Origin of the sequence: Sorangium sp. So ce834, from assembly GCF_051521425.1 — a bacterium.
GTDB classification, from domain to species: domain Bacteria; phylum Myxococcota_A; class Polyangia; order Polyangiales; family Polyangiaceae; genus Sorangium; species Sorangium cellulosum_D.
On sequence record NZ_CP150351.1, the window covers coordinates 9,974,762 to 9,989,888 of the forward strand.

Consider the following 15,127-nt stretch of genomic DNA (forward strand, 5'->3'; position numbering starts at 1 on the left):
CGCGCAGGACCAGCCTCCGACAGCCCTGGGACGCACACCCGCGCGCGATGCACCGCGCGCCGGCCCGCCGCCGGCGGTCGCGCCCCCCGGCATGCCCAGCGAGCGGCCTACCCGCGCCCGCGCTCCGCCACGTAGCGGACCGCGCCGTGCACCTCGCGGAGGAGCGCGCCCTGCCGGCGCTCGACGCGCATGAGCTCCTGGTGGCCCTCCCACGCGCCGACCGGCGCGACAAGGACGCCGCCGTCGGCCAGCCGCTCCTCGAGCGCGGCGGGCGGCTCGATCAGCGCGTAGGTCACCGCGACCTTCCAGGGACGCTCCGACGGCGTCGCCCGCCCGGACGCGAGCACGCGCTCGGCGAGCGAACGCCCGTCGCCGCACAGCAACGTGACACCCGCGCCCTCGTCGGACGGCCCGGCGCCGCTGCTCGCGAGCGCCGCGTCGTCGCCATCGCGATCCGGACGCGCGCCGAGGAGCCGCGCCGCGCGGGCGTGCAGGGCAGGGTCGATCTCGATCGAGGTGACGTGACCGGCCGGGCCGACGATGCGCCGCGCGAGCGCCGCCCCGTAGCCGGTGCCGGTGCCCAGCTCGAGCAGACGATCGCCCGGCGCGAGGCCGAGCAGGCTGAACGTGAGCAGGTACGCGTGCGGCGCGCTCACCGTCGCGTGACCGGCCCGATCGAGCGGCAGCGGCGTGTCGTCCGCGGAGGCCGCGAGGTCCTCCGGGAGGACGAAGCGCTCGCGCGGCACGAGCAGGATCGCGTCGAGGTAGCGCGCGGGGAACTCGAAGCGGCGCGCGAGCTCGGCCACGAGCGGCGCGCGCGCGACGCGCCCAGCCTCGGCGAGCTCGACGTCGAACGCGATCGCGGCGTCGAGCTCCTCGGGGACCGACGCCCAGCGATCGGGCCGGCGATCGTCGTACCTCGCCGCGAGCGCGGCGAGCGACGCGACCGCGGCGCGTGATTCGGTGCTCGAGGGAGAGCTCACCGCGAGATCCTGAAGCAGGACCGGCCCCGCCGCTCGATCTTTCGGGGAGCGTTCCGCGTTTCCCCAGGCCCGGTCCAGCCCGCCGTCAGAGCTCGTTTGACAGGGGCGCACGCGCCTCCTCATCCTCGGCCATGGCCCTCGTCGACCTCACGCCGATCGCAGCGCTCGCGGTCGAAGAACACAGCGCCGCGCCCTGCGCCTGCGTCGCCGCCGCCGTGCGCACACGGAACAACGTCCGGTACGGATCGGGCGCAGCCGGGCGGCTGTGGTTCGAGGACAGCCCGCCGGCGGGCGCGGGCGGCGCGCCGCCCGCGGCGACGATGGACGCGATCTTCGACCTCGCGTCGGTGACGAAGCCGTTCACCGCGCTCTCGTTCGCCCGGCTCGTTCGCGCCGGCAAGGCGAGGTACGACGAGCCGCTCGGAGAGGTGCTGCCCGAGCTCGCCGGCACGCGATCGGCCGCCGTGCCGCTCGAGCTCCTCGCCGCGCACCGCGCCGGGCTCGAGGCGCACCGCACGCTCCATAGGCCCGGCGACGGCGCGCCGATCGATCCCCTCGAGGCGCTCCTCGCCTGCGCGGACGCGCGCCGCGAGGGGTGCGCGGGCGATCCGCCCGAGGGCGGGTTCCCGCCGGTGTACAGCGACCTCGGGTACCTGCTCCTCGGCGCCGCGGTCGCGCGGCGCGGCGAGGCGGAGCTCGACGAGGTCGTCGCGCGCGAGGTGACCGGCCCCCTCGGGCTCGCGGTCGCCTCGGCCCGCGCGCTCAGGCGCCGCGATCCGCGGTTCGACGAGCGCGTCGCCCCCACCGAGGACGTGGCGTTCCGCGGGGGCGTGATCCGCGGCGCGGTGCACGACGACAACGCCTGGACGATCGCGCAGGACGGGATGGCCGGGCACGCGGGCCTCTTCGGCGACGCGATGTCGGTGGCGCGGCTCGGGGTGGCGCTGCTCGAGGCGCTCGCGGGCGACCGGCCGGAGTGGCTCTCGCGCGACGAGGTCGAGCGGCTGATCGAGCCGCGGCCGGGCGGGTCGCTGCGCGCCGGGTTCGACGGCAAGAGCGGCGAGAGGCCGAGCGCCGGCGCCCGCTTCGGCCCGCGGACCTTCGGCCACCTCGGCTTCACCGGGACGAGCCTCTGGATCGACCCGGACGCCGAGCTCGTCGGCGTGCTGCTCACGAACCGCGTCCACCCGACGCGCGCCTCCGACGCGATCCGCCGCGCGCGCCCCGCGGTCTACGACGCGATCGCGGAGGCCATGGCCGCCGCGCGATGACGCGACGAGGGCATGGCGCGCCGCATCGAGCCCGCGTGTTCGCGGGCTGAAGCCGAGCGATGCTAGGCTGCCGCGGTGTCACACGGCGCCGCACCTGAACAGCAGGGCCCGTCCCCCGGGTTGCTCCGCTCGCCCACCGAGCCCGCGCGCGCGCCCGGCGAGCTGCGCCCCGGCGCGGTCCAGCGCGAGCCCGACGGCGCCACGCCGAGGCCGCTCGACGGCGCGGCCACCCCATCGAGGCCGCCCGACGGCGCGACCACCCCGTCGATGCCGCCCGACGGCGCGGCCACCCCGTCGATGCCGCCCGACGGCGCGGCCACCACGCCGAGGCCGCCCGACGTCGCCGGCCCCGCGCCCGGGGCCCGCGAGCCGTCGCAGCGCCCCGCGGCGGCGCCCCGCTCGTTCCGGCAGAACGCCGCGCAGAGCGGCCGCTTCATCCGCGCCTACCTGACGACGTTCACCGTCATCGCGAGCTACCTCTGGTTCTTCTTCCTGCGCCGCCTCTTCGGCGACGCGTGGGCGCAGGGCCGCGTGGACGAGGTGCACGCGAGGAACGCCCGCCGCATCGAGCGCACGATCGTCGAGCTCCAGGGCCTCTTCATCAAGGTCGGCCAGATGCTCAGCATCATGGCGAACTTCCTCCCCGCGACGCTGCGCGCGGGGCTCGAGGGGCTGCAGGACCAGGTGCCGCCGCGCCCCTACGAGGAGATCGAGGCGCGCATCGCCGAGGAGCTCGGGCGCCCCATCGACCAGGTCTTCGCCCGCTTCCACCGCGAGCCGCTCGCGAGCGCCTCGCTCGGCCAGGTCCACGAGGCGTGGCTCATGGACGGCACCCACGTCGCCGTGAAGGTGCAGCACCGCGACATCGACGAGATCGTCCGCCTCGACCTGCTCACCATCCGCCGCATCATGGCGATCGTCGCGCAGTTCGTCCCCGTGCAGGGGCTCGACGCCTACTACCACCAGATCCGCTCGATGATCCTCGAGGAGCTCGACTTCGTGCGCGAGGCCAGGAACATCGTGCGCATCGCCGACAACTTCGCGAAGCAGCCGCAGGTCCGGTTCCCCCGGCCCATCGAGCCCTACTGCACGCGGCGCGTGATGACGACGACGTTCGTCGAGGGGATCAAGGTCGGCGACGTCGCGGCCCTCGAGGCGCACGGCGTCGACCGCAAGGCGCTCGCCCGGCAGATCGTGCAGGTCTTCTGCCAGCAGATCTTCATCGACGGCATCTACCACGCGGATCCGCACCCGGGGAACATGCTGGTCGGGCCGAACGGGGAGCTCATCCTGCTCGACTTCGGCGCGGTCGCCGAGCTCTCCCAGGAGATGCGCGAGGGCATCCCCGAGTTCCTCGAGGCCGTGATCCGCCGCGACACCGAGGGGATCATCAAGGCGCTGCGCAAGATGCGCTTCTTCTCGCGGCGCGACACCGTCGACGTCAGCGAGAAGGTCGTCGAGTTCTTCCACCAGCGCTTCCAGGACGAGGTGAAGCTCGAGTCCTTCAACCTGAAGGACATCAAGCTCGACCCGCAGAAGGGCATCGAGAGCCTGATCGACCTCCGGCGCATGAACATCGGGCTGAAGGAGCTCTCCGGCGCGTTCCACGTGCCGCGCGACTTCGTGCTGCTCGAGCGCACCCTCCTCCTGCTCACCGGCGTCTGCACGCAGCTCGATCCGGACCTCAACCCCATGGATGTCGTGCGCCCCTACGTGCAGGACTTCGTCCTCGGCAGCCGCGACTGGGCGCAGATCGCCCTCGAGGCGGCGAAGGACATGGGGATCAAGGCGCTGACGATCCCGGACGACCTGCGCAAGTACCTGACGCGCGCCAACCGCGGCGAGGCCGAGGTCAAGATCCGCGGCCTCGCCCAGGCCGCGTCGCTCGTCTATACGGGGGTGCGCCAGCTCATCTACGCGGCGCTCGCGATCGCCGCCGGCTTCGCGGGGCTGCAGCTCTACCTCGCTGGCCACGCGGCGCTCGCGCGCTATTGCCTCTACGGCGCCGCGGCGGCCGGCGCGCTGCTCGCGGGGAGCATCCTGTTCACGAACCGAGGTTGACGACACGCAATGAGCTCGATCGATCTGTCGCAGTACGAGGCCGAGGTCGCGGCCGCCGAGGCCGAAATCACGCGGATCAGGGAGGCGAACGCGGAGCTCGCCGAGGCCTACCGCGGCGACCCGGGGGACGGCGCGCGCGAGATCCTCCGCCGCGGCGCGGCGTCGCTCGCCGCCGCGCGCGACCGCTTGGAGGCGGCGCGCGTGGCGCTCGCGCTCGCGCGGACGACCGGCTCGCCGCACGGGCTGCTCGCGCGCGAGGGGGTCGTCACGGGCTCGGTGGCCGTCGCCATCCCCGCCGGCTCGTCGAGCGGCGAGCGGGCCCGGATCATCGACGCGGCGCTGTCGGCCGAGCTCACGACCGCGGCGCGCGAGCTCGGCGTCGTGCTCGCCGCCCCGGCGGAGCGCTACACGCGGGAGCGGCCCGGGCGCGACGCGGAGGGCCGCACCGTCCTCGACGTCTCCGGGCACGTGGAGGGCGACGTGCTGATGCCCGCCGTCTCCCGGGGCGCCAAGAACGCGCGCAGGGGCTGAGCGGCGACCCGAGCGACGATCGCGCGCGGCCGCGGCGCTCAGGCCTTGAACGCGGCGACGACCGCCGCGGCGCGCTCCTCGACGCGCGCGCGGAGCGGGGCGAAGCGCGCGTCTGACCGCGCGCGATCGAGCACCGCGCAGCGCTGCATCCAGAGGGCGTCGAAGAGCCCCGCCTCCACCGCGCCCGCGAGCGTGCGGAAGAGCGCGTCGTCCTCGCCGAGGAAGGCCAGGAGCTCGGCGTGCATCTGGAGGAAGAGCGGGCGCAGGCGGCTGCCCGGCTCCGCGCCGTCCGACCTCGCGCGCAAGAACGCCCGCTGCTCGTCCGAGAGCCGCGACGTCGCGAGCACGTCGCGGTAGATGCGCGCGTACTGGATCGGGACGTTCTCCGCCGACGGCGGCAAGAGGTCGTCGATGGGGTACGGGGCGCCGCGCCACAGCCCGAACCGGGCGCGCATGATCGCCTTGTGGAAGCGGCTCGACGGGTCCTCCGCGGCGGTGTCGAGGAGCATGCCGGCCCCCGCCCAGTCGCCGAGCAGCGCCCGGCCCCGCGCGAGCTCCCAGCGCGGGAACGGCTCGCCCGGATCCAGCGACAGCGCCGTGTCGAGCCGGAAGACCGCCTCGTCGACGAGCCCCGCCTCGAGGAGGATGCGGCCGAGCAGCTCGTGCGCCTTGGCCAGGCTCGGCGCGCGCTGGAGCGCGTTGCGCAGCGCCGGCACGGCGCCTATGGGGTCGCACGCGCTGAAGCGGACCGTCGCGAGCGCCACCCACGGCTCGCCGAGCGAGGGGGCGAGCGCGATCGACCGCTCGGCCGCCTGCTGCGCCTTCGCGAGCTGCGCCCTGCCGTCGCCCTGCGCGGCCATCAGCCGCGCCGAGGCGATGGCGTAGCCGGAGAGGATGCTCGGGTCGTTCGGAGAGAAGGACAGCGCCTCCTCGAAGAGCGACACCGCCGGCGCGGCGTCGCCGTACCAGAGGTGCCGCAGCTGGTGGCGGGCGCGCAGGTACAGGTCGATCGCGCGCGGGTCGCTCGGCGCCTCGCGCTCGCGGCTGGCGGCGTCGACGGTGAGCGCCCCGGCGATGGCGCTCGCCGCGTCGTCGCTCACCGCGAGCAGCGCCTCGGGCGAGCTGTCGAACCGCTTCGCCCAGAGCTGGAACCCGTCCTCGACGCTGATGACGCGCGCGGTCACGCGCACGCCCGCGGGCGGGCCCGCGGGCGGCAGGCGCGACCCCGGCCGCGAGTACGGCGCCGAGGGCTGCGAGCGCGGCGGGTCGTGCCCGTAGCCGCCGCCGGTGCGGCGCAGCGAGCCCTCGACCACGACCTGCACGCCGAGCTCGCGGCCGATGTCCCGCGGGTCGCGGCCGTCGAGCCGCACCCGGGACACCGCGGCGCGCGGCCGCACCTTGAGGCCGGCCGTCATCGAGAGGGTGTCGGTGAGATCCTCGGTGAAGCCGTCGGCGAGGTACTCGTCGTCCGGGGCGCCGACGTTGCGGAACGGGAGCACGGCGACGGTCTTCAGCGCCGGCGAGGACGCGGACGAGGGCGTGGACGTGGGCGCCGGCGTGGGCACGGGCGCCGACAGCGTGGGCGACATGAGCCGCGGCTGCGGCGCGGTGACCGCCTCGACGGACGCGGCGACGCGGGTCGGGTTCTGCTCGATCGGCTGCCGCGCGGTCGGCGCGGCCGTGGCCGCGGACGCGGCGATCATCGAGGCGAGCGACTGCGCCGGCTGCGGGGCGATCGACACCCGCGAGCGCGCGAGCAGGAGCGCGCGGTGGGCCTCGGCCGCGCTCACGTAGCGATCCTCGCGGCGCGTCGCCATGCACCGCAGGACGACGTCCGCGACGGCGAGGGGCACGTCAGGACGGACGGAGCGCGGGTCCGGCGGCGGGGACCGCAGCCGCGCCATGGCGGCCGCGATCGCGCCGGAGCCCGGCCAGGCGCGCCGGTGGGTCAGGCACTCGAAGAGGATCATGCCGAGCGCGTAGATGTCGGTGCGCGCGTCGATGTCGGGCTCGCCGGTCAGCTGCTCCGGCGACATGTACGCGGGGGAGCCGAGCACGAAGCCGGCCGACTCGCCGGCGCTCGGCCCGGACGAGGCGCGGGCGATGCCGAAGTCGGTGATGACGACCCGCCCGCCCCGGTCGAGGAGCACGTTCTCGGGCTTGAGGTCGCGGTGCACGATGCCGGCCGCGTGCGCGGCGCCGAGCCCGTCGCAGAGGGCGCAGCCGATGCCGATGACCTGCTGCGCCGGCATCGGGCCCGTCCGCGCGAGGACGCTGTGCAGCGACTCGCCGTCGACGCACTCCATCGTGAGGAACTTCTCGCCCTCGTGGTCGCCGAAGTCGAACGTCCGCGCGACGTTCCGGTGCGTCACGCGGCGCGCGAGCTTCACCTCCTGCCGGAAGCGCTCGAGCATCCCGGCCGAGTCGGCGAGATCGCGCCGCAGCATCTTGAGGGCGACCACCTCGTCGAGCTCCACGTCGCGGACGCGATAGACGCTGCCCATGCCGCCGGTGCCGAGCAGGCCGAGGATCTCGTAGCGCCCGGCGATGCGCTGGGGCGCGGCGACGAAGCCGGACCCCTGGCCGTGCTCGCTGCGCGGCTCGGTGCGGGGCGTCGGCTCGGAGGCCGTAAGTCGCCTGTCGCTCACGCGCTCAGTCTACCCACGCCGAAGGGTAGAAGTCAGCGCGAGCGAGCCGCTGGACAGAAAACATGAAATACGTCGCGCGAGCTCACCTCGACACACCTTCTTCCCGCTTCCGCTCCCGCCGTGGGTCCGTTATATGTACGTGCCCCGCGGGTGGACGAATGCAGCATCGCACCAAGCATGAGCCGTCGTCCTCGCTGCTGGAGGTCAGCCTCGATCCTGGCGAGGCGCTGCTCGCGGAGGCGGGCGCGATGGTCGCGCGCTCGCCGAGCCTGCGGACGGTCGTCCGGCTCAACGCGGGCCGCGGCGCCGGGCTCTTCGGGCGGCTCAAGGCGCTAGTCGTCGCGCTGCTCCGGAAGCTCGCGGGCGGCGAGACGTTCTTCGTGAACCACATCGAGGCGCCCGAGGGCGGGTGGGTGTGGCTCGCCCCGCCCCTCAGCGGCCGCGTCAAGCACGTCCCCCTCCGCGGGGAGACGATGCTCTTCAGCGCCGGCTCCTACCTCGCGAGCGCGGGCGACATCGACGTGAAGGTGCGCTGGGGTGGGCTGCGCGCCGTCCTCGCGCGGGAGGGCGTCTTCTTCATCGAGGCCTCCGGCGTCGGCGATCTCTGGATCACGAGCTACGGCGCGATCGACGAGCTCCCCTGCGACGGGTCGCTCATCGTCGACGGCGGGCACCTCGTCGGGTTCGACGCGTCGCTCGCGCTCAAGATCAGGAGCCCTGGCGGTGGGCTCATGGGGCTCATGGTCTCCGGCGAAGGCGTGGTGTGCGAGTTCACCGGCCGCGGCCGCGTGCTGATCCAGTCGCGCAGCGCCGGCGCGCTCGTGGGGTGGCTCGCGCCGCTGCTCCCGCCCTGAGGAGCGACGGAGACGTCCGATGCAGGTGAATCTCCTCTACCGTCCCTCCCAGGCCCTCGCGCAGTGCTGGCTCGCGCCGGGCGAGCACGTGATCGCCGAGAGCGGCGCGCTCGTGGGCATGTCGACCAACGTGCGGGTGGAGACGCAGTCGGGCGGCATCATGTCGGGCCTGAAGCGGATGCTGGCCGGAGAGTCGTTCTACCGGAACTCGTTCATCGCGGAGGGCGGCCACGCAGAGGTGCTGTTCGCGACGCCGCTGCCCGGGGACATGGCGGTGCTCGAGGTGGGCGACAGGCAATGGTGCGTCCAGAGCAGCGCCTATGTCGCGTCCAGCCCGGAGGTCGAGGTGAAGACGCGCTCGGGCGGCCTGCGCGGCTTCTTCTCGGGAGCGGGGCTCTTCGCCCTCGAGACGGCCGGGCAAGGTCAGATGATCATCGGCGGCTTCGGCGCGCTCGAGGAGCTCCCGGTGAGAGGCCACGTCGTCATCGACACGGGCCACCTCGCAGCGTGGGAGTCGACGCTCTCGTGCCGGATCGGCAAGAACACGTCGACGTGGCTCGGCACGTGGCTCTCGGGCGAGGGGCTCGTCTGCCACGTCGAGGGCAGCGGCAGCCTGTGGGTCCAGTCTCGCAACGCCGGCAGGTACGGCGCGGCGGTCGGCGCGCGGCTCGCCCCGCGGCAACCCTAGAGACCGAGGGGACGGCGTGCGCGACGAGATCCGAGACAACCCCGAGTTCGGCGTCCTCCACGTGACCTTCGAGCACGCCGGCGAGCAGATCATCGCCGAGAGCGGCGCGATGGTCGCGCGCGACGCGGCCATCGACATGAAGACGAGCCTGCAAGGCGGGCTCGCCAGCGCGCTCAAACGCAGGCTGACGGCCGGAGAGAGCCTCTTCCAGAACACGTTCACGGCGACCGCGCCCATGCAGTCGATGCGGCTCGCGCCGGCGCCCGAGGGGTCGATCGAGCGCATCGTCCTGCGCTCGGGGATGGAGGTCTTCCTCCAGTCGGGCGCCTATCTCGCCTCCACGCCCGGCATCGCGCTCGACACGAAGTGGCAGGGCGCCAAGGGCTTCTTCGCCGGCGGCCTGTCGTTGCTGCGGGCCTACGGCGAGGGGCTGATCTGGTTCTCGAGCTACGGCGGTATCCACGCGATCGACGTCGGCCGGCAGCACCAGGGATATATCTGCGACAACACACACCTGCTCGCGTTCACCGAGGGCCTGCGGTATCAGGTGCGCAAGCTGGCCGGCCTGAAGGGCCTGTTTTTGTCCGGCGAGGGGCTCGTCTGCGAGCTCCAGGGCCACGGGCGGCTCTGGCTGCAGACCCGGAACCCGGGGGCGCTCTCGGCGTTCCTCCACCCGTTTCGGCCCGTGGGAGGCGGCCATTAGCCCGCTGCGCGCCGCGCCGAGCGCGGACCCGGGGCGGAACGCCGCGCGGCCGCGACGTTCCGCCGCGGCTGCGCGCGGGCGCGGCGACGCCGCGTCCAGCCGGCGGCGCGCGGGGCGTGGCGGCGCTCGGCGCATGCGAGCGCGCCGCTCTCCGCGCGCCGGCCGGCTGGTGGCCCGCCGGGTTCTTGCCCGGCGCCGCCCGCCGCTGGCCGAAGGAGGCGGGCGAAAGGCCGCGGTCCCGGCCGCCCGCCATCGGTCGGCGCGCCGTCGTTGCCTTCCCGGAGGCGGACTCGCTAAAGTAGTCCGGCCTCGCAGAGGAGGCTCGCACGGCGAACGGCAGATGCCACCGATCCACAGCGGCTCGCGGGGCGAGCCTGGCGTCGCCTGAATGCCCCGAACCCGCTATGTGGAAGCTGACGATCGAGGATGACGAGGGGAAACAGACGGGGCTCCCCCTCGCCCATGAGGAGTATGCGCTCGGGCGCGGAGAGTCGAACTCGATCCGGCTGACCGACCGCAACGTCTCGCGGCGCCACGCGACGCTGGCCAAGAACGGCCAGGGCTGGGTCATCCGCGATCTCGACAGCTACAACGGCACGTACGTCAACGGCGGGCGCGTCAACGGCGAGCAGCACCTGCGCCACGGCGACCTCGTGCAGCTCGGCGACTACCGCATCGAGATCGTCGATGAGGCGCTCTCGTCCGCGGTGACGAGCCCGACGCCGCCGCCCGGCAGCCGGAGCACGGCGCACCTGCCGCTCCACACCCGCCCGAACCGGCTCGTCATGGTGGTCGGCCCGACGCCCGGCGCGGAGTTCCCGCTCGACGGGGAGCGCTTCACGATCGGGCGCTCCGAGGACGCGACGATCTCGATCAACCACAGCTCCGTGAGCCGCCTGCACGCGGAGCTCATCAGCCTGGGCAACGGCCGCTACGAGGTCGTCGACAAGCAGAGCGCCAACGGCGTGCGCATCAACGGCGTCGAGCTGAAGCGCGGGCTGCTCGAGGCGGGCGACGCGCTCGAGCTCGGCGACGTGCGGCTCCGCTTCGTCGCCGCCGGCAAGATCTTTCGCGCCGGACCGGACGGCGGCCCCGGCTCGCCGGGCGCGTACGGGAGCGTGGCGCCCGCGGTGCAGTCGTCCCGCTCGCTCGGCGGGGCGAGCAAGGCGATGGGGATCCTCCTTGCGGTGGCCGTGATCCTCGCCATCGCCGTGGTCGCGGTCACCCGCGCTCGCTCGCAGGGGCCGGCGGTGCCCGAGCCGGACGCGCGCCCCACGACGCCGGAGCTCGGGGGGAACGACGCGCAGATCCTCGACGCGGCGCACGAGCACCTCCGCGCGGGGAACATCGACGCCGCGCACCGGAAGCTGCAGGAGATCGCCGAGACGGCGCCGGTCCGCGAGACGCAGCGCTTCCGGGAGATCGAGGAGCGCTGGGCGGAGGCGATGTTCCAGCAGGTCGAGCGGGCCGCGACCAAGAGCGAGAAGCTCTCGCTGCTCAACGAGATCGCGAAGACGACGGGCGTACCGACGGCGCTCCGCGAGCGGGTGGCCGAGATGCGGCGGCAGGTCGACCCCGAGGCGCCGCCCGAGCCGGAGCCCGCGCCGCAGGGCGTGCCGCAGATGTCCTGGTCCCCGCAGCAGCACGCGCACACGCCCGCGCCCGCGCCGCCGGCCTCCTCGACGCCGAAGGCCGCGGACACGGGCGCCCCGCAGGCGAGCGCTCCGCTCGACTCGAGCTCGTACCCGGCGCAGCGAAGGGCGCTCGAGCCGAAGGTCTGGGGCGGGCGCGCGTCCGCCAGCGAGATCAAGCTGCTGCGCGCGATCTGCATCCACCAGGGCGACATGAGCTGCCGCGACAGGGCGACCGCGGCGCTGGACAAGCTGGAGAAGCGCAACGCTCCTCCGGACGCCGGCCTCTGAGCGGGCACGCCGTCGCAGAGCGCCCCTCTTCCCTCCCGTCCGCGCATCGATGACCTCCACGAGCAGCACCAGCGCCCACGAGCCGGCCGTCCACGGGCCTTCCGATCGCGAGCCGGCCGTCCACGGGCCTTCCGATCGCGAGCCGGCCGCGCACGGCGCGCCCCCGTCCGGCGGGCGCGCCGCGCCGCCCGCGGGAGGAGCGCCGCGGAACGGGCTCGTCTCGCCGGCGGCCGGGGCGCTGGCCACGCTCGCGCTGCTCGTGCTCTTGCCCTACGCGCACCCGAGCCTGCGGCGGCTGCGGCTGCTCACGCCGCTGCCCGAGGGCGAGGGGCTCGTCGTTGTCCCGGCGCCGGCGCCCGTCGCGTCGGTCGGGGAGACGACGCTCGTCACGGAGACCACCGAGCAGGCCGAGCTGCGCCAGCCCGAGGAGGTCGCGCTGCCGCCCGCGGCCGCCGAGCTCGTGCCGGCCGCGGTCGCCTCCGAGGGGAAGCCGCCGCGCCCGATCGAGGACCCGAGCGGCAAGGCGATGACGCCGTTCTTCCGCGCGCTCGCCGCGGTCGAGCGCAAGGCGCCGGGGTCGATCGCGCGCATCACCTACTTCGGCGACTCCATCGTGGCGAGCGACTTCGTGACCGCGACGCTGCGGCGCAAGCTGCAGAAGCGGTTCGGCGACGCGGGCCACGGCTTCATGCTGATGGCCAACGCATGGCCTGGATATTTCCACAACGACGTGGTGCGCTCCGCCGGCCCTGGCTGGCAGGTGAGCCGCGTCGTCGGCCCGTTCGCCAAGGACGGGCTGTACGGGCTCGGGGGCGTGTCGTTCCGCTCGCAGGGCGCGGGGGTGTTCTCGCGCTTCGCCACCGCGGAGAGCGGGAGCTACGGGCGCGCGGTCTCGCGGTTCGCCGTCGATTACCTGAAGCACCCCGAGGGCGGGCGGATGGAGATCAAGATCGACGGCGAGAGCCGCGAGACGATCGACACGCGGGCCGACGCGGCCAGCTCGGCGATCGCGACCTACGAGGTGCCCGACGGGCCGCATGCGCTCGAGGTGTGGGCGCGCGGGCCGGGGGTGCGCGCGTTCGGGGTCTGGATGGAGCGGGACACGCCGGGGGTGGTGCTCGACGCGATCGGCATCCAGGGCTGCCGCATCCGCTTCCTCGACAAGAGCGACGACGCCCACTTCGCCGAGCAGCTGCGCGCGCGGAACCCGTCGTTGACGGTGTTCCAGTACGGCATGAACGAGAGCGAGGACGGCGAGCTGTTCCCGCTCGATCAGGTCGAGTCGACGATGAAGGCGGTGCTCGATCAGGTGAGGGCGGCGCTGCCCGAGTCGTCGTGCCTGCTCGTGGGCCCGATGGACCGCGCCGACAAGAAGGGCGAGGTCTACCGGAGCCGGCCGGTGATCCCGAAGCTCGCGGCGATCCAGCGCCGGGTGGCCGGGCAGGTCGGCTGCGGCTACTTCGACACGTTCGGCGCGATGGGCGGCTCCGGCTCGATGGGGGTGTGGGTCCAGCGGGGGCTCGGCGGCGCCGATCTCGCGCACCCGTCGGGCGCGGGGGCCGAGGTGATCGGCCGCTGGGTGTACCTGGCCCTGATGGAGGCCTACGAGGCCTGGAAGGCGGAGGCGGCCGCGGGCCGGCCCTGAGGCTACGCGGCCTTCAGGTCCTCGGCGTCCTGCTCGTCCGCGGCGCGTCGCTTGTGCTCCCGGGCGATGCCGACCACGACGGCGAGCCACGCGAGCGCGAGCGCGACGTTGACCATCGCGAAGTGCCGGACGGAGAGCGCGAGCACCTGGCCGACGATCACCCCGACGGCGGCGAGCACGTCGCCCGCGCGGACGACGAAGGTGTCGATGGCGGCCTTGGCGCTGTATTTCGCGTCGCGGCCGACCGGCAGGAAGAGCGCCTGCCGCGCCGTGTTCTGGACCGAGTAGTCGGTGCTGTTCTCGGCGATCTTCGCGACGCGCACGACGGCGAGCGCCGGCAGGACCGCGAGGGACGCGTTGCCGAGGAGGGCGATGGCCGGGAGGATGAACAGGGCGAACCGCACGCCGAGGTACTTGAAGATGCGGGAGACCAGGAAGAGCTGCAGGACGACGCCGAGGGTGTTCACCCAGTAGAAGAAATCGCCCTTGAAGGTGCCGATGATCGCGCCGAGCGCCGCCTTTTTCCCCTTCTCGGTGCGCGGGTGGACGAGCCCCTTCTCGGCGCCCTCGACGACCTTGCCGCCGGCCTCGACGTCGAACGCGCCGCCCTTGACGGCGGCGATCTTCCCCTCGAGCAGGCGCGACGCGTCCGGATCGACGAGGTAGACCGGGGCGCCCGCGGCGAGCGGCGCGCCCGGGTCCGCGCCCTCGGCGGCGGCCGGCGCTGCCTCGGCCGCGGCGCCGGGCGCGCTCTCCTGGCCGAGGGCGCTCGTGGCGGACTCGATCAGGGTGCGATCGAGGATGTACTCGCCGGTCGAGTTCACCCAGTTGAGGACGAGCGTCAGGGCGGCGATGAGGAGGAGATAGCGGTCGCCGGCGATGATCTTGAAGCCGCCGGCCGCGCCTCCGGGCGGCGCGTCGGCCTTCTGCGGCCCGCCGCCCGGGCCCGCGAGGTCGTCGCGGTGGACGAGGTAGGTGAGCCATAGACAGGCGAGCAGGACGCCGGCCGCGACGAGCATCATGTTGTAGGGGCCGATTGGCACGTAGACGCGCTTCGCGATCTGCGCGCCGAACATGGCGCCGAGCGAGCTCCCGATACCGACGATCGCGAAGAGCCGCTTGCCCTGCTCGGGGGTGTAGACGTCGTTGGCGAACGACCAGAACTGCGCGATCACCGTGAGGTTGAAGCAGCCCACCCACAGGTAGAACGGCACCCCGAGGGGGACGCCGAGGCGCGCGAGGAAGAAGAAGAGGACGAGGTTCCCGGCGAAGAAGAGCGTGAGCGCGGTGGTGAGCTGCATGCGCCCGAAGCGCCGGGCCATGGCGCCGTAGGCGCGGACGACGCCGACGAGGAGCAGCGCCTGGCCCGCCGCCGCGTAGGCCTTCACCTCGGGGCCGTCGAGGTCGAGCTTCTGCCCGCCGATCTCGAGCCCGCCGCCCGCGAGGATCAGCGGCTCGCGGACCACCTTGAGGAGATAGTAGCCCGTGAGCAGGAGGAAGACGTTCAGCGTCAGGACGAGGACGCTGAAGACCTCGCGGGGCTTCACCTCGGCGAAGATCGACAGGAGCCGGTGAAGGACCCCTCGGGCCGGTGTCTCGTTCTCGCCAGTGCTCGCCACGCGCCGCTCCATCCCGGGAAAACCGCCGTTCAGGCGGCACCGGAACAGGACCGATGCCCGCGCGCGGGAGGCTATCGAGCCTGGTCCCGGCCGGCAACCTCCCTCGCGGCGCCGCGCGTGTGAAGCACCGTACAGGGCGTTGGACAGAGGGCGCGGCGCGCGGACAAACGTCTCGGCGGTCGGGAACTCGGCTAGGCTCCCG

At 73.9% G+C, this 15,127-nt stretch carries 11 protein-coding genes; 8 read left to right on the plus strand and 3 right to left on the minus strand.

The features are described 5' to 3' along the window. Positions 1-107: 107 nt before the first annotated feature. Positions 108-983: a protein-L-isoaspartate O-methyltransferase family protein gene (locus WMF20_RS36670; RefSeq protein ID WP_437606432.1), complete on the minus strand. Its 876-nt coding sequence runs from the start codon at positions 981-983 to the stop codon at positions 108-110. Positions 984-1,114: 131 nt separating this feature from the next. Between WMF20_RS36670 and WMF20_RS36675 the strand changes: the two genes are divergently transcribed. The 3 genes from WMF20_RS36675 to WMF20_RS36685 all read left to right on the plus strand — a co-directional run bounded on the left by WMF20_RS36675 (position 1,115) and on the right by WMF20_RS36685 (position 4,846). Then, entirely contained in the window at positions 1,115-2,254 is a 1,140-nt protein-coding gene (locus WMF20_RS36675) for a serine hydrolase domain-containing protein (RefSeq protein WP_437606433.1), read from the plus strand. Between the two features lie 75 nt (positions 2,255-2,329). Further along, the gene (locus WMF20_RS36680; RefSeq protein WP_437606434.1) at positions 2,330-4,315 is read left to right on the plus strand and encodes an AarF/UbiB family protein; all 1,986 of its coding nucleotides are present in this window, start codon (positions 2,330-2,332) and stop codon (positions 4,313-4,315) included. A gap of 9 nt (positions 4,316-4,324) precedes the next feature. Continuing rightward, positions 4,325-4,846 (plus strand): hypothetical protein, encoded by a 522-nt coding sequence (locus WMF20_RS36685; RefSeq protein ID WP_129578641.1) that lies wholly within the window; start codon positions 4,325-4,327, stop codon positions 4,844-4,846. A 38-nt stretch (positions 4,847-4,884) separates the two neighbouring features. Here the strand turns inward: WMF20_RS36685 and WMF20_RS36690 are convergent, their stop codons facing one another. Further along, complete coding sequence (locus WMF20_RS36690; RefSeq protein WP_437606435.1) at positions 4,885-7,494, minus strand: protein kinase domain-containing protein; 2,610 nt, start codon at positions 7,492-7,494, stop codon at positions 4,885-4,887. A 158-nt stretch (positions 7,495-7,652) separates the two neighbouring features. Between WMF20_RS36690 and WMF20_RS36695 the strand changes: the two genes are divergently transcribed. From WMF20_RS36695 to WMF20_RS36715, 5 genes are all read left to right on the plus strand, one after another. After that, positions 7,653-8,348, plus strand: coding sequence for a TIGR00266 family protein (locus WMF20_RS36695; RefSeq protein WP_129578643.1), 696 nt, complete (start codon positions 7,653-7,655; stop codon positions 8,346-8,348). 19 nt (positions 8,349-8,367) lie between these two features. Beyond that, positions 8,368-9,036 carry a TIGR00266 family protein gene (locus WMF20_RS36700; RefSeq protein WP_129578644.1) on the plus strand — a complete coding sequence of 223 codons (669 nt, stop codon included), beginning with the start codon at positions 8,368-8,370 and terminating at the stop codon, positions 9,034-9,036. Positions 9,037-9,052: 16 nt separating this feature from the next. Next, positions 9,053-9,739 (plus strand): TIGR00266 family protein, encoded by a 687-nt coding sequence (locus tag WMF20_RS36705; protein WP_129578645.1) that lies wholly within the window; start codon positions 9,053-9,055, stop codon positions 9,737-9,739. Between the two features lie 404 nt (positions 9,740-10,143). Continuing rightward, entirely contained in the window at positions 10,144-11,661 is a 1,518-nt protein-coding gene (locus WMF20_RS36710) for an FHA domain-containing protein (RefSeq protein WP_437606436.1), read from the plus strand. Between the two features lie 49 nt (positions 11,662-11,710). After that, positions 11,711-13,306, plus strand: a complete 1,596-nt coding sequence (locus WMF20_RS36715) for a GDSL-type esterase/lipase family protein (RefSeq protein WP_437606437.1) — start codon at positions 11,711-11,713, stop codon at positions 13,304-13,306. A gap of 2 nt (positions 13,307-13,308) precedes the next feature. On the opposite strand, the gene WMF20_RS36720 is transcribed toward WMF20_RS36715, so the two are convergent. Further along, the gene (locus WMF20_RS36720; RefSeq protein ID WP_437606438.1) at positions 13,309-14,925 is read right to left on the minus strand and encodes an NTP/NDP exchange transporter; all 1,617 of its coding nucleotides are present in this window, start codon (positions 14,923-14,925) and stop codon (positions 13,309-13,311) included. Positions 14,926-15,127 lie beyond the last annotated feature (202 nt).